The 23,848-nt window shown below is 58.9% G+C and carries 26 protein-coding genes and 1 riboswitch; of the genes, 1 reads left to right on the top strand and 25 read right to left on the bottom strand.

From position 1 onward, the window contains the following. Nucleotides 1–26 precede the first annotated feature (26 nt). From ACLHV8_RS06920 to ACLHV8_RS06905, 4 genes are read right to left on the bottom strand one after another with little or no spacing between them, the layout of a single operon-like run. Nucleotides 27–599 (bottom strand): DJ-1/PfpI family protein, encoded by a 573-nt coding sequence (locus ACLHV8_RS06920; protein ID WP_208594913.1) that lies wholly within the window; start codon nucleotides 597–599, stop codon nucleotides 27–29. A 22-nt stretch (nucleotides 600–621) separates the two neighbouring features. Continuing rightward, a complete protein-coding gene (locus tag ACLHV8_RS06915; protein ID WP_049008395.1) occupies nucleotides 622–1,812 on the bottom strand; it encodes a glycoside hydrolase family 88 protein in 1,191 nt (396 codons plus the stop codon). 13 nt (nucleotides 1,813–1,825) lie between these two features. Continuing rightward, nucleotides 1,826–3,106, bottom strand: coding sequence for an oligosaccharide MFS transporter (locus ACLHV8_RS06910; protein ID WP_410376835.1), 1,281 nt, complete (start codon nucleotides 3,104–3,106; stop codon nucleotides 1,826–1,828). Beyond that, nucleotides 3,103–4,941, bottom strand: coding sequence for a DUF2264 domain-containing protein (locus ACLHV8_RS06905; RefSeq protein WP_208594915.1), 1,839 nt, complete (start codon nucleotides 4,939–4,941; stop codon nucleotides 3,103–3,105). Before ACLHV8_RS06905 ends, ACLHV8_RS06910 begins: the two co-directional genes overlap by 4 nt. Nucleotides 4,942–5,169: 228 nt before the next feature. Here ACLHV8_RS06905 and ACLHV8_RS06900 point away from each other — a divergent pair, with 228 nt between their 5' ends. Beyond that, nucleotides 5,170–6,027, top strand: a complete 858-nt coding sequence (locus ACLHV8_RS06900) for an AraC family transcriptional regulator (RefSeq protein WP_208594916.1) — start codon at nucleotides 5,170–5,172, stop codon at nucleotides 6,025–6,027. 112 nt (nucleotides 6,028–6,139) lie between these two features. On the opposite strand, the gene cobT is transcribed toward ACLHV8_RS06900, so the two are convergent. The 21 genes from cobT to ACLHV8_RS06795 are packed head-to-tail and all read right to left on the bottom strand — an operon-like array spanning nucleotide 6,140 to nucleotide 23,244. Further along, complete coding sequence (cobT, locus tag ACLHV8_RS06895) at nucleotides 6,140–7,195, bottom strand: nicotinate-nucleotide--dimethylbenzimidazole phosphoribosyltransferase (RefSeq protein ID WP_134707503.1); 1,056 nt, start codon at nucleotides 7,193–7,195, stop codon at nucleotides 6,140–6,142. Between the two features lie 10 nt (nucleotides 7,196–7,205). Beyond that, nucleotides 7,206–7,814, bottom strand: coding sequence for an alpha-ribazole phosphatase (cobC, locus tag ACLHV8_RS06890; protein ID WP_028019162.1), 609 nt, complete (start codon nucleotides 7,812–7,814; stop codon nucleotides 7,206–7,208). 3 nt (nucleotides 7,815–7,817) lie between these two features. Continuing rightward, nucleotides 7,818–8,576: an adenosylcobinamide-GDP ribazoletransferase gene (gene cobS, locus ACLHV8_RS06885; RefSeq protein WP_410376834.1), complete on the bottom strand. Its 759-nt coding sequence runs from the start codon at nucleotides 8,574–8,576 to the stop codon at nucleotides 7,818–7,820. Further along, on the bottom strand, nucleotides 8,567–9,118 hold the full coding sequence (gene cobU / locus ACLHV8_RS06880; RefSeq protein ID WP_208594918.1) for a bifunctional adenosylcobinamide kinase/adenosylcobinamide-phosphate guanylyltransferase: 552 nt from the start codon (nucleotides 9,116–9,118) through the stop codon (nucleotides 8,567–8,569). The genes cobS and cobU overlap by 10 nt, the downstream gene beginning before the upstream one ends. Next, the gene (locus ACLHV8_RS06875; protein ID WP_208594919.1) at nucleotides 9,115–10,638 is read right to left on the bottom strand and encodes a cobyric acid synthase; all 1,524 of its coding nucleotides are present in this window, start codon (nucleotides 10,636–10,638) and stop codon (nucleotides 9,115–9,117) included. Before ACLHV8_RS06875 ends, cobU begins: the two co-directional genes overlap by 4 nt. After that, complete coding sequence (locus ACLHV8_RS06870; protein WP_208594920.1) at nucleotides 10,635–11,453, bottom strand: energy-coupling factor ABC transporter ATP-binding protein; 819 nt, start codon at nucleotides 11,451–11,453, stop codon at nucleotides 10,635–10,637. The genes ACLHV8_RS06875 and ACLHV8_RS06870 overlap by 4 nt, the downstream gene beginning before the upstream one ends. A gap of 11 nt (nucleotides 11,454–11,464) precedes the next feature. After that, complete coding sequence (locus ACLHV8_RS06865; protein ID WP_028019166.1) at nucleotides 11,465–12,142, bottom strand: energy-coupling factor ABC transporter transmembrane protein; 678 nt, start codon at nucleotides 12,140–12,142, stop codon at nucleotides 11,465–11,467. Then, complete coding sequence (locus ACLHV8_RS06860) at nucleotides 12,129–12,410, bottom strand: energy-coupling factor ABC transporter substrate-binding protein (protein ID WP_028019167.1); 282 nt, start codon at nucleotides 12,408–12,410, stop codon at nucleotides 12,129–12,131. Before ACLHV8_RS06860 ends, ACLHV8_RS06865 begins: the two co-directional genes overlap by 14 nt. A gap of 1 nt (nucleotide 12,411) precedes the next feature. Further along, the gene (gene cbiM / locus ACLHV8_RS06855) at nucleotides 12,412–13,149 is read right to left on the bottom strand and encodes a cobalt ECF transporter S component CbiM (RefSeq protein ID WP_208594921.1); all 738 of its coding nucleotides are present in this window, start codon (nucleotides 13,147–13,149) and stop codon (nucleotides 12,412–12,414) included. Then, nucleotides 13,146–13,859: a cobalt-factor II C(20)-methyltransferase gene (locus ACLHV8_RS06850; protein WP_410376833.1), complete on the bottom strand. Its 714-nt coding sequence runs from the start codon at nucleotides 13,857–13,859 to the stop codon at nucleotides 13,146–13,148. Before ACLHV8_RS06850 ends, cbiM begins: the two co-directional genes overlap by 4 nt. Further along, nucleotides 13,856–14,650 (bottom strand): sirohydrochlorin cobaltochelatase, encoded by a 795-nt coding sequence (gene cbiK, locus ACLHV8_RS06845; RefSeq protein WP_208594923.1) that lies wholly within the window; start codon nucleotides 14,648–14,650, stop codon nucleotides 13,856–13,858. The genes ACLHV8_RS06850 and cbiK overlap by 4 nt, the downstream gene beginning before the upstream one ends. 10 nt (nucleotides 14,651–14,660) lie before the next feature. After that, complete coding sequence (locus ACLHV8_RS06840; protein ID WP_208594924.1) at nucleotides 14,661–15,446, bottom strand: cobalt-precorrin-6A reductase; 786 nt, start codon at nucleotides 15,444–15,446, stop codon at nucleotides 14,661–14,663. Further along, nucleotides 15,443–16,168: a precorrin-3B C(17)-methyltransferase gene (locus tag ACLHV8_RS06835; RefSeq protein WP_028019172.1), complete on the bottom strand. Its 726-nt coding sequence runs from the start codon at nucleotides 16,166–16,168 to the stop codon at nucleotides 15,443–15,445. Before ACLHV8_RS06835 ends, ACLHV8_RS06840 begins: the two co-directional genes overlap by 4 nt. Then, the gene (gene cbiG, locus ACLHV8_RS06830; RefSeq protein WP_208594925.1) at nucleotides 16,168–17,223 is read right to left on the bottom strand and encodes a cobalt-precorrin 5A hydrolase; all 1,056 of its coding nucleotides are present in this window, start codon (nucleotides 17,221–17,223) and stop codon (nucleotides 16,168–16,170) included. Before cbiG ends, ACLHV8_RS06835 begins: the two co-directional genes overlap by 1 nt. Then, the gene (locus tag ACLHV8_RS06825; RefSeq protein ID WP_208594926.1) at nucleotides 17,204–17,977 is read right to left on the bottom strand and encodes a cobalt-precorrin-4 methyltransferase; all 774 of its coding nucleotides are present in this window, start codon (nucleotides 17,975–17,977) and stop codon (nucleotides 17,204–17,206) included. The genes cbiG and ACLHV8_RS06825 overlap by 20 nt, the downstream gene beginning before the upstream one ends. After that, nucleotides 17,970–18,539, bottom strand: a complete 570-nt coding sequence (locus ACLHV8_RS06820; protein WP_208594927.1) for a decarboxylating cobalt-precorrin-6B (C(15))-methyltransferase — start codon at nucleotides 18,537–18,539, stop codon at nucleotides 17,970–17,972. The genes ACLHV8_RS06825 and ACLHV8_RS06820 overlap by 8 nt, the downstream gene beginning before the upstream one ends. After that, the gene (locus ACLHV8_RS06815; RefSeq protein WP_208594928.1) at nucleotides 18,529–19,134 is read right to left on the bottom strand and encodes a cobalt-precorrin-7 (C(5))-methyltransferase; all 606 of its coding nucleotides are present in this window, start codon (nucleotides 19,132–19,134) and stop codon (nucleotides 18,529–18,531) included. Before ACLHV8_RS06815 ends, ACLHV8_RS06820 begins: the two co-directional genes overlap by 11 nt. Beyond that, nucleotides 19,128–20,267, bottom strand: coding sequence for a cobalt-precorrin-5B (C(1))-methyltransferase CbiD (gene cbiD, locus ACLHV8_RS06810; RefSeq protein WP_208594929.1), 1,140 nt, complete (start codon nucleotides 20,265–20,267; stop codon nucleotides 19,128–19,130). The genes ACLHV8_RS06815 and cbiD overlap by 7 nt, the downstream gene beginning before the upstream one ends. Beyond that, nucleotides 20,264–20,896, bottom strand: coding sequence for a cobalt-precorrin-8 methylmutase (locus ACLHV8_RS06805; protein WP_208594930.1), 633 nt, complete (start codon nucleotides 20,894–20,896; stop codon nucleotides 20,264–20,266). Before ACLHV8_RS06805 ends, cbiD begins: the two co-directional genes overlap by 4 nt. Before the next feature lie 12 nt (nucleotides 20,897–20,908). Then, complete coding sequence (gene cbiB, locus ACLHV8_RS06800; RefSeq protein WP_208594931.1) at nucleotides 20,909–21,868, bottom strand: adenosylcobinamide-phosphate synthase CbiB; 960 nt, start codon at nucleotides 21,866–21,868, stop codon at nucleotides 20,909–20,911. Next, on the bottom strand, nucleotides 21,865–23,244 hold the full coding sequence (locus ACLHV8_RS06795; protein ID WP_208594932.1) for a cobyrinate a,c-diamide synthase: 1,380 nt from the start codon (nucleotides 23,242–23,244) through the stop codon (nucleotides 21,865–21,867). Before ACLHV8_RS06795 ends, cbiB begins: the two co-directional genes overlap by 4 nt. A 99-nt stretch (nucleotides 23,245–23,343) precedes the next feature. After that, a riboswitch (cobalamin riboswitch) is annotated at nucleotides 23,344–23,519 on the bottom strand. Nucleotides 23,520–23,848: the final 329 nt, after the last annotated feature.

The raw sequence follows: 23,848 nt of genomic DNA, 5'->3' as shown, positions 1-23,848 counted from the left end.
TAGCCTCCGGCATAGCCGGAGGGTTTTCAAACAAGTCGTCCGGATAAGGGGTAATTAATATGACTGGCCTGCTCGCGCGCCAATGTCTCATCGCCCTGTAATCGCGCCGCCAGGGTAAAGGCGAAATCAAATACGTTACCCAGCCCACGGCCACTCAGCAGATTGCCGTCTTCCACCACGTCGGCATCGACGTAAATGCCATCGCTGACGGTTTTCCATAAATCGCCGGAACAGACATAGCGACGCCCCTTGAGCAGTCCGTTGCCGCTCAGCACGCGGGCGGCGGCGGAGCAAATCGGGCAGATATATTTGCCCGCTTCATCATGCCGCCGAATGAAGGCGATCGCCTCCGCACTTTTCCTCATGTTAACGCCGCCTTCCGGGCCGCCCGGTAACACCACGGCGTCAAAGGTCTGATCAACGCTGGCCTTCAGGGTGCTATCCGCCACCATCGAGATGGCGTGATAACTCACCACTTCGCAACTCTCGCCGCAGGCAATCGTCTGAACCGTAATATTCAGGCGGCGCAGGATATCGATAGTGACAATCGCTTCCCCCTCTTCAAAACCGGGGGCTAATAGCACGGCTACGCTTTTCATCTTGCTCTCCATGGCTTAAGGGTTACCAGTACGGATGCCAAATCTGTCGCAGCCGCGCCAGCAGCTCAAGATAGAAATAGTCCCCCCAGCTACAGCACTGATCGACGCCCTTACCGCTGCCCATATGATAAACCGAGTGCTGCAGCAGCCCTTCGGTCGGATCGTCGTCACGAGCAAGGTAGTTATCGGTCAGCGACTGCGCAATGCGCAGCGCCATCTCTTCATAATACGCACGGTTTGCGTCGAGCGTCGGCAGCGCCTTGACCAGCTCCAGCAGGCCGCAGGCGGCAATCGCCGCCGCTGAACTGTCGCGCACGGCGTCGGTACCGAGCAGGGCCAGATCCCAGTGGCAAACATCATCTTCCGGCAGACGGTTGAGGAAGTAATGCGCCAGGCTGCGTGACAGCTCAACCATCTGCTTATCGCCAGTATGCTGATAGCTGAGCAGGAAGCCGTAAATGCCCCACGCCTGGCCGCGCGACCAGCACGAGGTATCGCTGTAGCCCTGATGGGTATTACCAAAGCGCGGCGCACCCGTCTGCACATCCATATACCAGGTGTGATACGTCGAGGCATCTTCACGCACGATATAGTTCGCGGCCTGTCCGGCGTGAGCCGTCGCCGCTTGCGCGTAACGTGGGTCGCCGGTCTGTTCGCTGGCCCAGTACAGCAGCGGCAGGTTCATATTACAGTCGATGATCATTCGCCCCTGCTGCTCCGGATCGTTTAAATCGCCCCATGCCTGAATAATGTTGGCCGTCGGGTTAAAACGCTCCATCAGACGCTCGGCAGCCAGCAGCGCCGACTGGCGAGCGGCTTCGTTGCCGGTGAGCCGCCAGGCGCTGATGCAGGAGAGCGAATAGAGGAACCCGAGATCGTGCGTTGCGGTGTCGATACGCTGCTCAATGCGCCTGGCGAACGACGGTAAATAGCGCTCGGCAGCTTCGCGATAATGCGCTTTGCCGGTCATCTCCCAGGCCAGCCACAGCTGGCCAGACCAAAAGCTGGTGGTCCACTCCACGTTATCGGTACGCGGCCAGACCCCATTCTCACAGGCTTCGCCGGGGAACTTATCGCCGAAGGCGACAATATTGTTGTCGATCTTGCGCGTTACGCGGGTTAAGGCCGCTTCCAGCTTCTGGCTCAGCGCCAGGCGATCGACCTGATGCAGTTCGATTGGCCGCAGCGCTTCGGTGATAACAGATTTGGTCATAACAACTCCTGAATTAATGTTTGGCCGGTTCAACCGGGGCGGTCTCTAAAGCCGGAGCAAAGGGGCGTGAGGAATCGCGCGTCGACTGGCAGCGCGACAGCGTAAAGGCGGAAATCAGCGTAAATATCAGGGCGCAGCAGCCCATCAGCAGATAGGTATGCTCAAAGCCTATCCTGTCGTACAGGTAGCCGGCAGGCGGAGCGACCACAATCGAGCCAACGTAAATCATCGCCTGGTAGCCCAGCAGGTACATCGTGGCGTTAACCCGACGATGGAAATGTTCGGCAATGTATTTGAAGACCGATATCAGCAGCAGCGCGATCTCGACGCCATAAAACGGTTTGATGATGGAGATAACAATCGGGTCGCTGGTCAGTCCGGAGGCGATCAGCCGTGCTCCTACCACGCAGCCGCAGAACAGCAGGCCGCGCTTAGCGCCGTAGTGGTTCACCAGCCACGGGATAAACATCATCATCACGAACTCCATCCCCGACTGGACGGTGCTCAGGTAGCCGTACCAGGCATTTCCCTGCTCTTTGGTAGCGAAGAATGATACGAAGTAGCGCGGGAACTGCTGTTCGGCGATAAACATCATCCACGCCACCCCGGCGACGTAGAGGCTGAACATCCAGAATTTGCGGTTTTTCAGCAGCATCAACACATCGGCAAAAACGATCTTATTGGCGGAGATGACGCTGTTATTGCGCAGTTGCTCATCGCCGATTTTGAGGCTAATCAGCACCAGCAGCATCAGTACCGAGGTACCGCTGCTGAGCAGAAAGTTGGCCAGCGGCGTGAAGTTAAACAACAGCCCGGAGACCGAAGCCGCCATCGCCCAGCCCAGCGAACCCCACATTCTGATGCGGCCAAACTCCAGCCCGTACAGGCGGCTAAAGCGGTCGGCGTAAGATTCAGACGCCGCCACGCCGGCGTACCAGCCCAGGCTCAGATACAGCGCGCCGATGATAATCCCCGCCATCGCATGGCTTTGCAGCAGCGGCTGATACACCAGCGCAAAGAACGGCACCATCAGCGCAGAAATGGTGCAGACAAAATAGAGCAGCCACTTGCTCATGCCGATTTTGTCCATGATGTAGCCGTACACCGGCTTCAGGACCACCGCGAAGACGCCATTGATGGCGAACACGCTGCCGATGGTGATGCTATCTAGGCCCACTTTCTGGCTCAGCCATAAGGCGTACAGGCCAAAGCTGGATGACCACGTGAAGAAGTAAAGGAAAACAAAGGTACTCATTTTGTACTGTGCGGCGCGTACGGACGATGATGTGCTCATAGCGATGCCTCCTGGGCCAGAACGAGCGTCATTTCTTGTCGTGCCGTCACGAAGCGTACCGCATCATCGCTAATGATGGCCTGTGGACAGCGTTGCGGATCGAAGTCGGCGGCATTTCCCGCCCACACCGCGCTTATCAACACATGCTTACCGGGGTCGAGTTCGCCGCGCAGCAGCGGCACCGCCGCGCGCTCGGCGAACAATAGATTACTGTTTGGCGGCGTCAACACCGTCTCGCCGCGGCGGGCGTGCGGATGCAGACAGAAAATGGCTGATACATCCTGGGGATTGCGTAACCAGCAGGCGCTGTCGCTCTCATGTACCTGCGGCTGCGGGCGGTTCGCCAGGCTAAAGCCACCCTCCGCGCAATCCAGCGCGCGCCGGGTATTGATACGATGGACGCGCAGTTGCCAGTCGCCCAGCGCCAGCAGCCAGCTCTCAATCACCACATCGCGCCACGGCAGCCAGATGCTGTAAATGGTGCCGTCTGCGGTGACCACGTGCTGGCATTCGCGGCGGCCACGCCAGTAGTTATCCTTTTCGGCCAGCAGCAGCATCGAATCGGGCGCGGCGTGGTTCAGGCCGTAGCGCCCGCGTTCGATGGTGAAGCCAAAGCGGGTGGAATAGGCAAATTTGCAGTATTTCGCTTCGGTATTGACGAAGTTGTTTAGCTCCAGCTGGCCGGAAGTCAGCATCCACAAGTGATCGGCCTGACGCACCACCACCTGATCCGCGTGGGCTATCGTGTGCTGTACGGGCAGCGACGGCAGCGGCAGCTCTGCCGCCTGCCAGAAGGCATCGCCCTCATCTAATGCCAGCACCAGCAGGGTCTTCAGGCCCCAGTACGGCGAACCCGGTGCGTTGTAGTCTTCCGCCATCGCCAGGTTCGGGTAGCTGTAACCGACACTCAGTACGCCGTCGCGGTCGAACATCGGCTGCTTCAGCCACCAGCGCAGATGACGCAGAACGATGCCCTTTATGACCCCAGGCGAAAAGACCTCCAGCCCGGCGAAGGCCGCCGCACTCCAGAACGCCGCCTCGGCAAAGCGGTAGGTCAGGCTCCGGCCAAACGGGATCGCCGCGCCGTCTTCGGCGAAGAAATGGATGAAGTCAGAGGAGAAACGCGCGGCCCGGTGACGCAGCGTTGCACAACGCTTTGGATCGACATCGACCATGAGCTTCGCGTAAATCAGGCCATAGAAATGAAAGCCCATTGAGATGTAATAGTCGCGCGGCCGCCCCGGACCATCGGCGTACCAGCCATCGCCGAGATAGTAGTGCTCCATGGCAGCAAAATGATTTTCAAGCACCTGCGAGTTGGCCGGCATGCCGCAATAATGGAAGCCGACCTGCACCAGAATAGGAAAGAAGTGCCAGTTGTTATCGGGGATATCCTGGGTCTCGCACTGCTTTAGCCAGCGCCATAAATTCTCTTTCTCGGTCTCAGAGAAGTGTGCCAGTACGGTATCGCCCGCCAGCGCCAGCAGCAGCCCGTAGGCCGCCATCTCGACGATTCGCTGATCGTAAGGCGCAACGTCGCCCCAGTAATCGGCATGCTGCGGATTGGTACCGTTTTTTATCGCCTGTAAATAAAAGGAGAAGTGTTGCGGCTCACTGCCGCCAGCCAACAACGGCGTTACGCCCCACAGGAGACGGGAAAACGTTTCCATGCTCGCGACCTGCTGGCCGTAGTGAGCGGTAAAGTTCGCTAAATCAATGCGGCTGGCGTCGTTTTTAAAGTAAGGCGCCACTGCGTTTAGCATATCGTTAACCAGCCGTAGCACCTCTTCACGACTTGTCAGTGGATTATCCAGATTAATATTTTCAGGTTGCACAGGGTCCTCCCGCATTACACGAGGGTAGAGATAACTTATTGTTATTAGGCTTTTTAAAGCCACGAGTGCGACGTCCGGATGAAGAGTAACTGCTTTTATTCCCGGCACTGAGTGAGCAGACTCACAAAATTGAACCACCATTTCATTTTTGCTGGATTTTATCGATCGTGAGGAGGATAAATTACAAATGATGGCCTAAAAATTTAAATCTGTTGTCCTGGAGGTAAAATGGGTGAAACGCAGCTGCTGGAACGCATTACGCTCGATCGGCAGGCCATTTCTTTTAACCGCCTGTACGCCAGCAGCGCGATTTACTACCACTGGCATCAATGCGTTGAATTGCTCTACATTTCCAGCGGCTACGGCATCGTGGTGGTGGATAATCAGCACTACACCGCCCGTCCGGGGCGATTATTTATCTTCCCGCCCTTCCGTTTGCACAAAGTGCAGGTCGATCATAGCGATAAAAACCCCTATCACCGCACCACTATGCACATTGAGCAAGCAGTCGTCGAAAGTGCGCTTAGCGACTTCCCGCGCCATCAGGCCAGGTTCGCCGCGCTGGCCGCCAGCAATCTGCCCGCGCAAATCTACGATCTCAGCGAGCACGCGGCGTTTATCGAGAGGATCCTTGAGCAGTTCCAGCGCCTGGAGGGCAACGAGCAGACCGAGGCCTGCGAGGTGGCATTTCTGGTGATGCAGCTCATGGCATTTCTTCCCGAGCAACCTCAGCCCTACCCGCCGCGCCAGCAGACCGTCGCCTCGCGGATTATGAGCTGGATAGAAGCCCACTATACCAGCAAGTTTTCGCTCGACCAGCTAGCGCACGACCTGGGGCTTTCGCGCAGCTATACCTCACGCATTTTCCGCCAGCAGACCGGGGGCAGCATCCACGAATATTTGCTGACCCGGCGGATAAAAAGCAGCTGCGATCTGTTACGGTACAGCGATGAGAGTATTGACACTATTGCCCTGGCCGTCGGGTTTAGCGAGGTGACCTATTTCATCACCTGCTTTAAAAAGATGATGCGTCAGACGCCGCTGCAGTATCGACGTCGTATCCTCAGCACCAGAATGCCCTGTTAAGGGGGGTTGACCGCTGGCCCAAAGCTGGACGCTTTCCGGCTACCTGCCGGGCTGGGGTTTCCTGTACACAAAAAAACCTGCGATACTGCTATCGCAGGTTTTTACTTTTCCGTCATGCCGGAACCGGCAACTCAATGCCGCTTTGCGCCAGTTGCCCCATCTCGCAGTACATTGCGCAGGCCGCACTGACGATAGACATTGCCAGCGCGGCACCGCTCCCTTCGCCAAGACGCATATCAAGATGGATAAACGGCGCCAGCCCAAGGTGCTCCAGCGCACGTCTGGCACCTTTTTCGGCGGAAAAATGAGAGGGAATACAGTAGCTCTTAACTTCTGGTGCAATCTGACAGGCGGCGATGGCCGCGGCATAAGAGAGAAAACCGTCTAACACCACTGGCAATCCGCATGCGCCAGCGCCCAATATCACCCCGGTCATGCCCACCAGGTCATAGCCGCCGACTTTGGCCAGAACATCAACCGCATCGCGCGCATCCGGCTGGTTAATGCGTATCGCCTGACGGACAACGGTTTCCTTATGCTGCACCCGATCCTGCGGCAAATTGGCCCCAATCCCCACCACATCATGCGGATCGCTGTCGGTCAGCACGCTGATGATTGCCGAGGCCGGTGTCGTGTTGGCAATACCCAGCTCGCCAACGCCAAAGATGGAGATCCCCTCCTGAGCGCGTTGTTTAACGAGGCTGGCGCTCGCCAGCAGCAGGTGCTCGGCATCCTGGCGGCTCATCGCCGGCCCCTGGGCGATATTACCGCTGCCACGCGAGAGTTTAAGGCTGAGCATATTGTCGATAGGCTCACCGTCAATACCGATGTCAACGGGCAGCACCGACGTCTGGCTATTGCGGGCCAGCACGCACACCCCGGTCACCCCCTTTTGCATATTGACGGCCTGAAGCCAGGTCACCACTTTCGGCGTCACGGCCACACCTTCATCAAATACGCCATGGTCGGCGCACATGACGATAATCTCTTTTTGCAGATTATCGAGCCTGTCGATTCCCCACATTCCCGAAAGCTGTATAGCCAGGCTCTCCAGCCGACCGAGGCTGTTTGTCGGCTTTATTAAGCCATCAACATGCCGTGAGGCCGCCTGAATCTTCTGTTTATCAAGCGGTCTGATGGCCGCCGCCAGCTCCTTCACTGTCCCCATCCTCACACCCTCATTCCTCAGTTTGCCAAACGTTTCTGCCATTAAATACGCGTAACACCCAATGCCCGGCCCGATTTTCAACGACCGTGTAGGCATCGTGACTGAACGGGAAATGCCACATTGCCGCCACGGGCATCCCTAACCAGGTTGCCAGCAGCAGGCTCAGCACGCCCTGATGCGCCACAATAAGCGTGTCTTCGCGCTGCTGTAGTTGACTCATCTCATCCGCCGCCGCCCTGACGCGCGCGGCGAAATGCGGGAAGGCCTCGCCGCCGTCGGGCGTGGCGTTTTGCCAGTCATCCATCCAGCTCTGCCACGACGCGGGATGTTCTTTTTCGATGTCGCTGAAGTGCCGCATCTCCCATTCACCAAAATCCAGCTCATTAAGACGCGCATCAACATGGATATCATGGGCTGTCGGCACGATAAGCCGCGCCGTTTGCTGCGAACGCTGGAGCGCGCTGACGCGCGTTTGCCCGAACGCGACCCCGGACAGGTACCCGGCAACACGCTGGCTTTGCGCAATGCCCTGCGGCGAGAGCGACAGATCGGTGCTCCCGTAAAACACGCCGCTGATGTTAGCGGTTGTTTGACCGTGTCGGACCAGAAAAATACGCATACATCAGAACCACAGAAGCGCCAGAAGGAAGGCCATTTCGCCGATCTCCTCCATCGCGCCCAGGGTATCCCCCGTCAGCCCGTTCAGTCGGCGGCTTAAAAAGATCTTTACCGCGTTGACGACAATCCAGGTGATGACGCTGGCGACAAGCCCCTGCATCCCCGCCAGCAGCCCCACGAGCGCCACGCCGATGCAGAGGGTGATGACCGTCTCTTTGCCGCTGATATGGCCGAGATAGGCGTTTGCCATCCCTGCACCTTCGCGCGCATAGTGCTGCCGATACATGACCAACACCATTCCCGTTCGCCCGACGATCGGCGCGCACACCAGCAGCGCAAACAGGGTATGAACCGGAAGGTGAGCCAGGGAGATCGCCGCTGCGACCTTGATAAGGATGCAGAATACGATAGCCAGACCGCCGTAGGTCCCCAACCGGCTATCGCGCATAATCTCCAGCATCCGTTCGCGGGTACGGGCAGAAAACACGCCATCACAAGTGTCCGCCAGACCGTCCAGATGAAACCCACCGGTCAGCAGCACCAGCGCCAGTACCCAGGCGACGGCACCGATATAAATCCCCCCGCCGGTCTGGCTCACCGCCAGATAGCCTAAGGCGGCCAAAACCCCAACGATCAGGCCCACCACGGGGAACCAGGGTACGCCACGGCCATACTGTGAAAATTCAACGCCGTCGCTCCACTTTTGCGGCACCGGAATGCGGGTAATAAATCCCAGCGTCGCCCACAACATTTTTAACGGCATTTAATCTTTACCCCAATTCCCGAGACAACCAGCCACACTTCCTGTGCCGCTTGCGCCAGCCTTTGGTTCGCGCGACCGGCAATATCAACAAAATGACGCGCCAGCCGATTCTCGGGCGTGATGCTCATGCCCAGCTCATTGGTCACAATATAAACCGGCGCCGCCGACTGCTGGCAGGCCGCAATCAGGTCGTCCACCTGCTGTTGCAGCACCGCCTCAAGCGCGGAAAAATCGAGGGTCTCCGGCGAAGCGCCGCCGCTGGCGTCATAGAGCAGGTTCGACAACAGAGTGGTGACGCATTCCAGAACCACGCCTTCGCCCGGCTGCACCTGATGGCGAATCACGTCGCCCAGATCGCGATACCCTTCCCAGGTTCGCCAGTGCGCAGGACGCTGTGCGCGGTGCTTGTCAACGCGCAGCGCCATCTCTTCATCGGTAATCACCGACGTCGCGATATACAGCACACGCTCGCACTGCGCCGCCGCCAGCTGTTCGACGTGCGCACTTTTCCCGCTGCGCGCGCCTCCGGTGACTAAAATCATGCCCCCACCTCCTGATGCTCCTGCATTATTTGATAGATCTTTTTAATATCAATGTGTTCTCTCATCGCGCTGGCTAAGAGATCAAACTGTTGCGCTTTGTAGCCCGCGTAATCTACCGCAACGTCTAATGGTGCCAATCCTTTGCGCTGGCGTAAGCCATCCACCATCGCGCGCGTGAAGGCATCGTTATCGAACAACCCGTGGAGATACGTCCCTATCACCTGCCCGTCCGCGCTGATGGCGCCGTCCGCTATGCGCTCGCCCTCTTTTTCCAGAAACAGTGCCGGATAATCGTCGGCTGTCAGACGGGTCTCTCCCATATGAATCTCATAACCCTGCACCTTAATGCCCGCCGCCGACTTAAGCCACGCCGGGAGCGCCGACGCCATCTGCGCCGAAACCTGCGTCGTGGTTTTTCGCTGCGCGAAGCGGGTCACGGTATGGAGCAGACCCAGCCCTGGCTGGGTTCCCATACCAGATTCCACCTCATCGATGATGGTGTCGCCAAGCATCTGGTAGCCGCCGCAAATGCCCATGACGGGTACGTTCTGCTGGTGTGACTGGAGCACAGCGTGCGCCATACCGCTTTCCCGCAGCCAGGCCAGATCCCCCAGCGTATTTTTACTGCCGGGTAGAATCACGAGGTCAGCCCCCGCCAGCTCCTGGGGATAACGGACATAGCGCACGCGAACATCGGGCTGCGCCGCCAGCGCGTTAAAATCGGTGAAATTGGAGATATGCGGTACCTGCACCACGGCGATGTCGATATCGCGCCGCGCGGTTCGCAGGTATTTTCCCTTTTGCAGCGCCACGCCGTCTTCGTCTTCCAGATCGACATCCAGCCACGGCATAACGCCCAGTACCGGCACGCCGGTCAGGTTTTCAATCTGCTCAATACCCGAGTAAAGCAGCGCAACATCGCCACGAAATTTATTGATGATGACCCCTTTCACGCGCGCCCGCTCGTGGTCGTGCAGAAGCGCCAGCGTACCGTAGATGGCGGCAAATACGCCGCCTCTGTCAATATCCGCCACGAGGATCACCGAGCACTGCGCCATTTCGGCCATGCCCATGTTGACGATATCGCGATCGCGCAGGTTGATCTCCGCCGGGCTGCCCGCACCTTCCAGCACCAGCACGTCATACTCCCCGGCCAGGCTGTTATAGACATCGCGGATCTGCTCCCGCAGGCGCGGTTTGTACTCGTGGTAGCTGACCGCGTCCATATCGGTTGCCACCTGCCCCATCAGCACCACCTGCGCTTTACGGTCGCTGGTTGGTTTTAACAATACCGGATTCATCCGTACGTCCGGCGTAATCCCCGCCGCCTGCGCCTGAAGAATCTGCGCGCGCCCCATCTCTTTTCCCTCCGGCGTGATACCGGAATTGAGCGCCATATTCTGCGACTTAAACGGCGCGGTACGCAGGCCATCCTGATAAAAAATCCGGCACAGCCCCGCCACCAGGACGCTTTTGCCGACGTCAGAAGCGGTGCCCTGCAACATAATTGCCTGCGTCATGAGGCCTCCTTCATTGCGTTTTGTTTTCGCATGCGGCTGAAAAATTCATCTTCGGTTTTACACAACGGCAGGCCAAGCTGCGCGTGCAGTTTAACGAGCCAGGGCTGCGTTAATCCGACCCGTTCCATCAGCTCGCCGCGAGCGAAGACCTCACCCGGCGCGCCGTGCGCCAGCACTTCTCCCCGGCGCAGCACGTAAACGGCATCGCTGACTTCGTAAATCAGGTCAATATCATGGCTGGAGATCACCACGTGGTTCCCCTGCGCCACAATGCGCCTGATGATCTCGATCATCTGCGAGCGTCCTGAAGGATCAAGCCCGGCCGTGGGCTCGTCCAGCAGAAGATAGCGTGCCCCCAGCACCAGCGCCCCGGCAATGGCGACCCGCTTCTTTTGCCCATGGCTCAGGCACTGGATCGGCTGCTGGCGAAAACGCTGCGCGTCGACCAGCGTCAGCGCATCGTCGACGCGCCGCGCAATCTCCGGTTCCGCTACGCCCAGGTTACGCAGGCTGAAGGCGATGTCGCTATCGATATCGGTATAGAAGATCTGCTGATCGGGGTCCTGAAACACCGTTGTGACCTGTTGACGGAGCGCCAGCAGTCCGCGCTTGCTGTAGTCCAGCGGCTTCCCCTGCCACAGCACCTCCCCCTGCTGCGGCTTCAGCAGACCGCTCAGGTTCATAAATAACGTCGACTTTCCGCAGCCATTAGCTCCCACTAGCCCGGTGACGGCATGCGTCGAAAAATCCAGCGTCAGCCCTTTGAGTACATGCGTCTCCTGATAGCGAAACCAGAGATCGGCGGTGGTCAGCATGGTGCGATTCCTTACAGGGGAAAATCACCCTGGTAGAGTTTAATATCCAGCGTGGTCGCCATCTGCTGATAGCGAATCAGCACCCGGGTAAACAGCAAACCGACCAGCATCGCCAGCGAGCGATAACTTTTTGGCAGGCTACGATAGCCAAAACGCAGCGTCTGCGCGCGGTGAATCGCCAGCGCTTCGTCTAACAGAATAAAAATAAAGCGCCAGGTCAGCAGAATCTGCTCGGTAAGCAGGCGCGGCACGCGCGCCCGCTTAAGCAGCACAATCAGCTGCGGAAAGGGCAGGTTCAGCACCAGCCAGAAGGTTGCCGCCAGCGCGGTAAGGCTGCGCCAGAAGGTTTCGTTAGCGGCGGTCAGCCCGGAAGCAGTTATCCCCAGCCAGTAGTGCCCCACCGGAACGCTCACCGCCAGCGTATGCGGATCACGGGTGACGCTAAAGAGGATCGTCAGTACCCCGACCAGCAGAAAGCCAAACGGCAGCGACATCCAGCGACACCAGCGCCAGAAGGTCATCCGCAGCAGCCAGCAGGTCAGTCCCGCCGTCAGCGCCAGGACGATCCCCTGCCCCAGCGGCGGCAGCGCAAACGCCAGAGTCATCAGCGCCAGCCAGAGCAGAAACTTGCGTTCCGGCGCAACCTGAGCCCAGCGGCTCTGGTAGCTCAGCCTGTCAAGCCCGGTCATCACGGCGCTGTCTGCCTTTGGTGTAGCCCAAAATATAGAAAATCACCGCTGCGCCAATGGACCCCTGGAGCGTAAACAGCAGACTTTCAATTTCGCCGCTGGCGGGTTCATAGAGTGGCGTGAACCATGGCGTGTAATGCGGTGCCACAACCTGGATTTGATTTTCGGCTTCACCATCCGAGCCACCAAATTCGCCACCGTGATCGATAAAAAATGGCATTACGATCAGGGCGAGCACCATCGCCAACAGCATCAGTGTCTTTTTCATCTCAGTATCCTTGTGCGGTAATCAGCCGACGTTTGGTCAACTGGTCATAAATCATGACGGTTAACAAGCCCTCCGCGATGGCGATGGGGATTTGCGTCAGGCAGAAAATGCCCATGAATTTCACCATCGAGCCCGCAGCACCCGTCGTCGGGTCCGGGAACGCCGCGCCAAGCTGGACCGAGGTGACAAAATAGGTCACCAGATCCGCCAGCATGGCGCACAAAAATACCCCAACGTCACGGCGAAGCCCGGCACGGCAGGCCATCTTCCACACCATGTACCCGACAACCGGCCCAATCACCGCCATCGACATGCCGTTCGCGCCAAGCGTGGTTAACCCGCCGTGCGCCAGCAACAGCGCCTGAAACAGCAGCACGATGGCACCGAGGATGGCGACGACGCCCGGCCCGAACAGAATCACGGCGAGCCCCACGCCGGTCGGATGCGAGCAACTGCCGGTTACCGATGGGATCTTCAGCGCCGACAGCACGAAAATAAACGCCCCGCACAGAGCCAGCAGGATTTTCTGGTGGTTATCCTCCTGCACGATACGACGCAGGCGCACCAGCCCGTACCACAGGCACGGTAAGAAGAGCAGCCACCACGCCAGCGCCCACATCGGCGGTAAAAACCCTTCCATGATATGCATCGCGAACGCCTGCTCCGGCACCACCATCAGCAATAGCGCCGCCGCCAGGCCACTTAATGACAGCTGTTTAAGCTGTTGTTCCAGTTTCATTGCGCATACTCCCACTGTTTGTTGACCAGAATGGTCGAGAAATAGGGTAACGGCTGGTCATCAGCAACCTCATCCAGATGCCGCCAGCACAGCTCGCCGGGGAGCGTGGCCTCTGACATCATCAGTGCACAGTCCAGCAGTCCGGCCTGCGTCAGCAGCGCTTTGATGCGCGCAAACCGGCCATAGACCTTCATCAGCACCAGGCTGTCGTGTTGCTGCAGCGCGTGCGCAATCTCCGCTTCCGGCACGGTACAGGAAATCACCGCCAGCGACTGCTGTTCCATCGCCAGCGGCATTTTTGAACGCGCGGCAATCGCGGCAAACGACGTCACGCCGGGCACAATCTCCAGCCAGTCCGGGCTGCCGATGCGCTGAAGTAAAAACACCCACGTGCTGAACAGCATGGCATCGCCCAGGGTGATAAAACCAACCTGTTTCCCGTCGTTCACCTCACGCACTAACGCGTCGGCCACCTCATCCCACACCGCCTCCTTTTCAGCACTGTCGGCGCTCATGGGAAAGTGACAGCAGCGGATTTCGGTCTGTTCGCCGATAAACGCCCGGACGATAGAAAGCGCCAGGCTATCGCCGCCTTTGCGGCCCGCCGGGGCGTAGAGAATATCCAGCGAACCAAGGATCCGTGAGGCACGCACGGTGATAAGATCCGGCGCGCCCGGTCCGGTACTCAGGGCGTACAGTTTGCCGCTCATGCCGCCTCCTCCAGCGCCATACTCAGCGCCTGCTGTAAATGGGCGACGAACATTGCGCGTACCGCCGGGTTTTCACCCAGCCCGCTCAGCCACGGCGTCGCCGGGATCCCGGCGGCGTTAAACAACGTCTTCCAGGAGTCTTCGTCATCAGAGGCCATATCGTTGATGGCGTGATCGCCGGCCACCAGCATCAGCGGCATCAAATGCACGCCGGTGACGCCTTCTTTACCGAGGCTCTCAATCAGGATGTCGACTTCCGGATAGCTCTCCACCGCGCCGACGCGGGCCGGGAAGCTCTGGGCCATCATCATGTGGTCGAGGCAGGCATAGGCCGCAAAGGCGTGATGGCTGGCACCGTGGCCCATAAACACCACTTTTTCCGTGGCCCCAAGCGTCGGCATTTGCTGTTGCAATGCGCGCATCAGCTGCGCGTAATCGTCGTGGCTGCTCAGTAGCGGTGCCCCCAGCGTCAGGCGGGTAAACAGCGGGCGCAGGCTCTGCACTTCACGGACAATTTTCTCGTACTCATCGCCGTTGATGATGTGCAGAGACTGGATCGCCACGTCCTGATATCCCTGAGCCGCAAGCTTTTTCAGCGCCTGCAGCGGCGTGTCGATCTCAATGCCGTCACGCTGTTTGAGCTTGCGAATGATCATCCCGGAGGTGAATGCCCGAAACAGCTCGCGGTCAGGGCAGCTTTCCGCCAGCGCATGCTCGCACGCCACAATATTCTTCTCGCAGGTATCGTGGTAGCTGGTACCAAAGCTGACCACCAGAAGCGCCTTTTTCATCTCTAACTCCTTAAGCAGCGGCCAGCCAGCGCGCTAAACGCCCGGCGAATGCGGCCTGACTTTCCAGTAATTCCTCTCCCGTCACCAGCGGTGCCGGGCGTGTAATCACGATGCAGGGGATGCCCGCATCCAGACAGGGTTGAACCTTCTCCTGATAGCCACCTTCTGCGCCGGAGGCTTTGGTTATCATCACGTCAGCCCGGCACTGGCGATAAAACGCCGCGTTAAATTCAGCGCTGAAGGGCCCGCACATAGCAAAGATCTCGGTAACGCCAAAGCCAAGTCCGGCGCATTGCTCGATGACCTCGGGCACTGGCAAAACCCGGGCCATCAGCGTTTTCTCCGGCAGACCTGCGCGCCAGCGCGCCAGATCTTTACTGCCGGTGGTCAACAGCACCCGTTCGCCCAGCCGCCGCGCGATGTAGCAGGCCTCTTCAATTCCCGGCACGCTGTAGAGCAGCGGATGCGTCAGCTCGCTGAGCTGTTCGGGGCGCTGATAGCGGCTAAGCAACACCCCCACCGTTTCACAGGCCGTCAGGATGTTGCGGCTGACCACCTCAGCGTAGGGATGCGAAGCGTCAATCACCCAGCGGGTCCTGTTTTCCGCCAGCCAGTCAACCATCTGTTGTGGCTCCAGGCGGCCACAGCGCACCTGACCGTTAATATCGCCCGCCAGCCGCTGCCCGGTGGGTGTTGCCACCGACAGGGTGTAGGCCACGCCCGCCGCATCCAGTTGCTGGCAGATCGCGCGGGCATCGCTGGTGCCGCCCATGACCAGCACGTCGCCATAGTTCACAGCACATAGCCCCGGGGGGTGATCATCAGCCCCTCCTGAACGAAGGTGGCTTTATTTCCGACGATCACCAGGCTTGTCATATCGACCGGTTCAAAGTCCATGTCGCCCAGCGTGGTTAACCACTTCTCCTGCTTTTTACGCCCGGCAGACTTCACTACCCCTACCGGCGTTTGCGGGCTTTTGCTGGCGGACAGCAGCTCAAACGCCCGTGCCAGATGGCCCTCGCGCCCCCGGCTGCGCGGGTTATAGAAACAGATGACGAAGTCCGCTTCTCCCGCGGCGACAATACGTTTTTCGATGACCGGCCACGGCGTCAGCAGATCGCTTAAGCTGATGTGGCAAAAATCGTGCATCAGCGGTGCGCCAAGCAGAGATGCGGCGGCGATACTGGCCGTCATTCCGGGGATCAGGCGAACCTCAACGTCCAGTTTCTGTTTGCTGACCAACTCCAGCACCAGCCCCGCCATCCCATAAATACCGGCGTCGCCGCTGCTGATAAGCGCGACGTTATGCCCGGCCTGCGCCAGCTCGATCGCCGCCTGACAGCGTTCAATCTCTTTGCACATACCGGTTTTGATCACCTGTTTGTCGCCGGTGAAGGCCTTCACCAGATGGGTATAGGTTTTGTAGCCAACGATGATTTCTGCCGCCTGCAGCGCGTCTACAGCTTCCATGGTCATCATGGCCTGCGAGCCAGGGCCGATTCCAATTACGGTTAACATCAGTGTGAAACTCCCAAAGTGATAGTGACGCCCTGTTCGCGCAGGGTTTCTCCTCGTAGTTGCCCATGGCTCAGCAGCCACGCTGCCGGACCCGAGACGCTTCCCACGCCTACCGTCTGGCGTACAAACGATGAGGCCGGAAAGCGATGTTCGTGCTCACGCAGCGCGTCAGCGGTAAAGGTTTCAAACGGCACACCCCAGCAAGCGGCAAGCTGGAGCAAGCCCGCTTCGTCTTTTTTAAGGGAGACGCTGCCAATCGCTTTTAGGGCCAGCGGGTCGAGCCGTTGCGCCTCGAACTGACGCGCCAGCAGGGTTGCCAGCAGCGGAAACGGTGTGTCGCGTCGACAGCCGATACCCGCCACGACCCGCTGAGGGACCAGCTTCCAGTGCGGCAATGGCAGTTCCGGCAGCGTGTTTCGCAGCGTAATACACACCAGCGCATCCAGTTCCGGCAGGTAATGCAGGTCGCTCACGGTGATAAACCCGCGCCGATCGCACCGGCTGACGTCGTCGTCGAGTTCCGCATCCCACCACAGCCCTACCCGCTGGTGGCTCACCAGCATCTGGTTGACGATTTTTACCGTCGTTCGGAAATCGCTCATTCGGGCATTCAGCTGGAAGGCAAGGGTATCCAGCGCGGCCATCTCGTTGACGTCCGTGGCGGTGGTAATCACCGGGTCAGCCCCCAGTATTCCCGCCAGGTAGTGGGTCAGTGCATTCGCCCCGCCAGCATGGCCGGAAAGCAGGCTAATCACGTGCTGCCCGCGTTCATCGATCACCACCACCGCCGGGTCGATCAGTTTGTCGTGGATTAACGGTGCCAGGACGCGCACCGCAATGCCGGTTGCGCCGATAAAAATCAGCGACGGGTAGTGCATGAACGCCTCGCGAACCGCCGGGGCAAAGCCGCCGTCGAAGGGAACAAAGCCCTCTTCCTGCAAACGCTCGCTGGTAAAGCAGGTTACCGGCAGCATCGCCGCCAGCCGCTTCGCCAGCCGCACGCCGCCCGGGGTCAGGCAAAAAAGCGCGATGGACTCAGGCTTTACGGTATTCATGGCTAAAATCCGCGGCATAGAGTTTTGAGTAGTGATACTCCTCGCCCAGGAATTTCCCGACCAGAATGAGCGCCGTTTTGCGGATCCCCGCCTCGCGTACCTTGTCGGCGATGTCCGCCAGCGTGCCGCGTACGGTCTGGCTTTCCGGCCAGGTCGCTTTATAAATGACGGCAACGGGCGTGGTGTCTGGATAACCGCCTTCAATCAGGCGTTCCGCCACCCGATGAATACGCTGGACCGAAAGATAAATCGCCATTGAGGTCTGATGGCTGGCAAATGACTCCAGCTGTTCACGCGCCGGCACCGGCGTACGACCTTCGAGGCGGGTAATAATCAGGCTCTGCGAGACTTCAGGCACGGTGTACTCCACCCCAAGCTCCGCCGCAGCGCCGAGGAAGGCGCTGACGCCGGGCACCACCTGCCAGGCGATTCCGCGTTTGGTCAACTCTTCACCCTGTTCCCGGACGGAGCCGTAGAGGGAGACATCACCGGTCTGTAAACGCACCACCGTCTTTCCGGCCTTCACGCCCGCCGCCATCAGGTCAATGATCTGTTCTAAATGGAGTTCCGCGCTGTCGTGGCATTCCGCCCCCTGCGGGCAGTATGCCAACAGTTCGGTATTGATCAGCGAACCGGCATAGATGACCACCTGCGCCTGCTGCAGCAGCTTGTATCCCTTGAGCGTAATGAGCTCTCGATCGCCGGGACCAGCACCGACAAACCACACGCAACGGGAATCAAACGTCTCAGACATGGTGTTCTTCCTTCTGACAGGCGATAACAAAAACGGGATTGTTCGGTTTGAAATAGTGGCCGCTGCCAAGCGGGGCCAGTGCGGAGACCTGCATTTGCAGGCAATCAATGTCCTGCGCGCCGATCTCCTGCAGATGGGCCAGCGCGGTATTGAGGTTTTCCATCAGGATAAACGTCATCACCAGACGTCCGCCTGGATGTAGCTGGCGCAGGGACCAGTCAATAAGCGAGGTCAGATGGCCACCGCTGCCGCCCATAAATACCGCATCGGCCTTATCCGCCACCGGCAACGGCGCTACGCCCGGCAAAATAGCGATATTGTGACAGGCAAAATGCTGGCGATTTTCTGCAAGCAGCTGCAGAGCTGCAGGGTTACGTTCAATGGCCGTCACGCGCAGCGAGGGAAACTGCAGCGCCGCCTCTATCGACACACTTCCGGTCCCCGCGCCGACATCAATCAGGTGGCTGGCGCGGTGCAGCGCAAGCTTTGCGATGGCAAGGGCGCGTACCGCCTCTTTGGTCATCGGCACCGTTTCGCCGCGCAAAAACAGTTCATCTTTCATCGAGGATCACCACTGCATTCATTTCATAGTCGGCACTAACCACACTGACGGGCAGCCAGTGGATCCGTTCGTTTTCCATCGCCAGGTTTTCACCAATCACCATCCAGCGATGGCCCTTACCGCGTGCCACCAGCTGCGCGGCAATCTCTTTCGGCCCGCACTGGCTATCGGTGACCATCGCCACTTTGCGATGCCGTGCAAGCTCATCAACATTTACGCTGCGACCATGGCTGCTGGTGAGCCACATCTCATTCATATCAATGCCCGCCTGCGCGCACAGGTACTGCACCGCGCTGATACCGGGAATAATGCGCACGCGCGCCATACCGAAATGCGCCACCATCCGCGATCCGATGCCGTAAAACAGCGGATCGCCGGAGGCGACAATCACCACCTTTTTCTCCTGACGCGCCTCAACCCAGGCCAGCAGCGCCGGAATGTTGGCGCCCAGGACAAACGTCTCGCCGCAAAACGCCGGGAACTGCAGCAGATGACGTTTTCCGCCGACCAGCGCATCGGCACACTCAATGGCTTCACGCGCAGCGGGCGTCATCAGATGCAATCCCGCAGGCCCCATTCCCACGACCGTTAACATTGCAGCTCCCGGGCAATCGCCTCGACCGGACGGTTGCTACCCAGCACCTGGTTATCAAAGGAAAACAGAATGGCGTCACAGGTCGGCGGAGTTTTGGTAAAGCGCAACATCTGCATCACGCGCAGGCAGATACGTTTGGCGAGGTGGCCGTAAATAGGCTGAAAACCCCAGGTTTCGATATGCTCCATCGCCGCCTCGGTGGTATCGCAATCGCTGACAAGGGTCAGTAACTCCAGCGGCGCGCCGAGCAGCGCCAGATGCGCCACCAGCGTTTCCATGCGCGCATCGGCGATATGGCTGTGGGTGTGGAATATCCCGGCGGCAATTTTGATGAGCTTGCCGGGATGGCCGACCAGCACTATCTGGCGAAACCCCACCCGCACCGCCTCTTCGATCATGTAGCCGACAAAGTTGCTCATGGTGACCACGACATCTTGATCAATGCCCATCTGCTCGCGCACAAAACGCTCGCCATGATTGCCCGGCACCAGCACGACCCGCTCCAGCCCCGCCGCGCGTTTAATCTCCAGCTCCAGAGAGAGCGAGCGTTTCCAGCTCTCCTCTGACATCGGTGTGACAATACCGGTGGTGCCGATGATCGAAATCCCGCCCAGGATCCCGAGGCGTGAGTTGTAGGTTTTCTGCGCCCGCGCTTCGCCTTCAGGGGCGAAGATTTCCACGTTGGCCCCGCGCGTCGGGCCAATCGCCTCGCGCACTGCGGACTCAATGGTGTGACGCGGCGTGCGGTTGATCGCCGCGCTGCCGATGGGCAGGCCGATGCCTTTGCGCGTCACGGTCCCCACGCCCTCGCCGCCCGAAAGCGTAATCTCGCCGCTGTCGTTGAGCATCACGCGGGCGAAAATCAGCATGCCGTGTGTGGCGTCGACGTCATCCCCCCCGTCTTTGCGGATGGCCGCAATCGCCTGCTGCCCTTCAATGTGCGGCGATTCCACGTTCAGACACAGCGTGACGCCGGAGGGGGTCACAATGGAGATCTGATGAATAAGATGCTGGCGCAGCACCATCAGTGCGGCGACTTTCGCTGCCGCGGTCGCGCAGGAACCGGTGGTGAAGCCTTTACGTAACGCCTTCCCGTTATGCCATACCGGGGCATCGAAGGTTGAATCGCTCATCGCGCCCCCTGCAGGTAATAGAGCATGGCGTTCACAATCGCCGCAGCCACATTGCTGCCGCCTTTGCGCCCAAGGGCCGCAATCGCGGGCAAATTGCTGTGCGTCAGCGCCTCTTTCGATTCCGCCGCCCCCACAAAACCCACCGGAACACCCACCACGCCGCTGACGGCAACATCATGCTCAAGCAGGCGAAACAGCGCCGTGGGCGCATTGCCAAAGACGAAGATCTTCTCGCTCTCTTCCGTCACGGCGATATCCACGGCCGCCATCGAGCGGGTGATTCCCTGGGCCTTTGCCTGCGCCACCACCCGCGGGTCGCTGATATAGCAGCGACATTCGCCCCCGAACGTGGCCAGCAGCGTTTTGTTGATCCCGGAGAGCGCCATCGTGGTATCGGTATAGATAACGGACGGGCGACGGAGCGCCGCGCAAAGTTGCTCCAGCGCGTCATCTGAAAACCAGAGAATATCCAGCCAGTCGAAATCTGCGGTGGTATGGATCACCCGCTTGACGATCGCCTCATGCAGCGGGCTGGCAAACCGGTATTCCGGCCGCGTTTCGCGAATGATTTCGCCAATGATGTCGAAACTTTTGGCTTCAATCGCCTGGGGTTGCTGGATGTATTGCATTGTCTCTTGTCCTCAGGCCGCGCCAGCCATCAGCCAGCGTGCTGCGATACACAGCGCCAGCGCCAGGGTGGAGGAAACCCACATCAGTCGAATCGTTCGGGAAATGTCGTCTACCGCAATCGGGCGCAGCGCGTCGCCAATCCACGGCTTTTCTACGCGCTGACCAAAATAGTCGTTGGGTCCGCCAAGCCGGATGCCCAGCGCGCCGGCGACCGTCGCTTCTGCCCACGCGCAGTTGGGGCTGCTGTGGTTGTAGCGGTCGCGCCAGCCGACGCGCAGCGCGCGGGAGAAATCGTCACGGCATAGCCACGCCGCGATGCTCAGCAGAAGCCAGCTCAGACGAGCGGGGATATAGTTCGCCAGGTCATCCATACGGGCGCTGACCATGCCGATCGCACGGTATTTTTCGTGCTTGTAGCCCACCATTGAATCGAGGGTATTCACCGCCTTATAGGCCATCGCCAGTGGCGCACCGCCCAGCATGAGGAAAAACAGTGGGGCGATAACGCCATCGACTGTGTTCTCCGCGACGGTCTCCACCACCGCCCGGTTGATCTGTTCCGGCTGAAGTTGAGACGTATCGCGTCCCACTATCCAGGAGAGTTTTTCGCGGCTTTCATCAAGGTCGCCCGCTCGCAGAGGGCGTTCAACGTCCCGTGCAGCATTTGCCAGGCAGCGCCCGGCCAGCACGGTAAACATCATCCACACTTCAATCGCCCAGCCCAGCCAGGGATGAACCATCCGTCCGAGCGCCAGTACGCCCCAGGATATGCCCCAGGTCAGCCCCACTACCGCCAGCCACATGACGCCGCCGCCAACGCGTAGCGCCGTATCGCTATGACAGCAGCGGCGAATACTCCGCTGCATCGCATTGATCAGGTTGCCTATCCAGCGCACCGGATGCGGCCAGTTTTGCGGGTCGCCGATGATGACGTCGAGCAGCCACGCGACGCACCAGGCCAGCAGGGTCATAGCGCCCCCCTCGCCGCCGTCAGCCAGCGGTTGAGCATCATGGGGCGTTGGGCAAAGTGGAGGTGCAGATAGCTTGCGAACGTGTTGCCAACCTGCCAGCCGCCCGCCCACTCCTGCATCGTTACGCCATCGCGTACTTTGCGACACGCCAGTACCGCGGGGGTTTGGGGAGAGAAGTCGGAATAGTGAAATTCATGCCCACGCAGCACCTCTCCGCTATCGGCCAGCAGCGTGGGCTGGCGCGCCTGCGCCTCACAATAGCCAAAACGGGTCAGCCGTTTACCCATCCTGCTGTGGCCGGGGATAACATTGGCCATCCGGTGGGTGCCCCCCTCGCTATCTTCGAGCGTGCTGCCGAGATACATCAGCCCACCACATTCGGCGTAAATCGCCACGCCTCGCCGGTGCGCCTCCCGCAGGCTGGCCAGCATCGTGGTGTTTTCCGCAAGCCGTGCCGCGTACAGCTCCGGGTAACCGCCCCCAAGCCAGACCATCTGGCAGTCAGGTAAATGGGTATCGCGCAGCGGGCTAAAGCGGATAATGTCGACCCCGGTACGTTCGAGCAGCGTGATGTTATCCGCGTAATAGAAGTTGAAGGCCTCGTCATCGGCCATCGCGAGCGTCAACCCGCGCCCGGCGTCCCCGTCAGGGAGCGCGGGCCAGGAGCCCTGCGGCAGCGACGCCATCTGGCTGAGCGAGAGAAGTTGCCCGATGTCCAGCGTACGTTCGAGAATGGCGGAAAAATTCTGCCAGGTCTGCAGGTCCGCGACCGACTCCCGGGCGGTGACCAGTCCCAGATGGCGCTCGGGCAAACCGACGCCTTCAACGCGGGGGACATAACCCAGGACGGGTGCCGTGCAGTAGTGTTCAATTGCCGTTTTGAGCAACTGATAATGTGATTCGCTGTTGACGCGATTGACAATCACCCCGGCAATATTGAGGGTGGGATCAAATCGCTGAAAGCCCATTACCGTGGCGGCAATTGAAGTCGAGACCGCCTTGCCATCCACCAGCAGAATCACCGGGCAGCCCAGCTGTTTTGCCATCGCGGCGGTGCTGCAATAGTTCGGGTCGGTGCCGTAGCCGTCATACAGCCCCATCACACCTTCAATCACCGCGATATCCGCCTGCTGCATATGCTCGCAGAACAGCGCGTTGAGTATCGGCTCAGGAAGCATGAAGCTGTCGAGGTTGCGGGAGGATGTACCGCTGACTTTGGTATGCCAGCCGGTATCAAGATAGTCAGGGCCCACTTTATATGGCTGGACGCTTAACCCACGCTGTTTTAACAGACTCAACAGGCCTAGCGTCACCGTGGTTTTACCACACCCGCTTCCGGTACCTGCAAGAACAAACGTGTACTGCTTTGCCGCCATGGCCCTGATCCTGTCCAGGGTGGTCGGGAGGTATAGATACACGTAACCCCAGTCTTTCGACTGTATGATGCATCAGTACAACCCACTTCCCACCGAAGTTGTTGAACGTTCCCGACAGGCAGGTCTTCTGGCTTAGCGTCCTCCTCGCCCGTCCTTCCCAATCTCACGATCAGTGGTCATTACGGGGTCGTCAGCATCACAGCAGCGGGGGCTGCGGGGGATTATCACCCCCTTCCCTACCACAAATGTGGCAAACCGGTCGGCTTACATAATGAGAAAATAGCGCGTTATAAAACAGCAATGCTATTTACGGCGTTTCACTTCATCTTAGGCAAATACTTAACCGTAATGAAATACACGCTGAGTCAAACGTGGCGCCAGAATAATTGACGCCTTCCTCAATAACTCAACGTTTTATCACAAAAAATTAAAAGCAAAGATAATTACGCTTAAAATCTCAATATTTATTGCGCTATGACAAGTTATTGCACCACTTGATATTTTTTCATTTTATCGTGATCAAAATTCATTAAGGCATTAAAACCTTGCTATCACATAATATTGCTATTCAACGTAAGTTCGTGTGGCTTTATTGATGCGTTTC

This window comes from Enterobacter sp. CPE_E863 (assembly GCF_046521465.1).
GTDB lineage: Bacteria > Pseudomonadota > Gammaproteobacteria > Enterobacterales > Enterobacteriaceae > Enterobacter > Enterobacter adelaidei.
The sequence above is the reverse complement of the archived record's forward strand: the minus strand, read 5'-3'. Positions and strand labels throughout refer to the sequence as shown.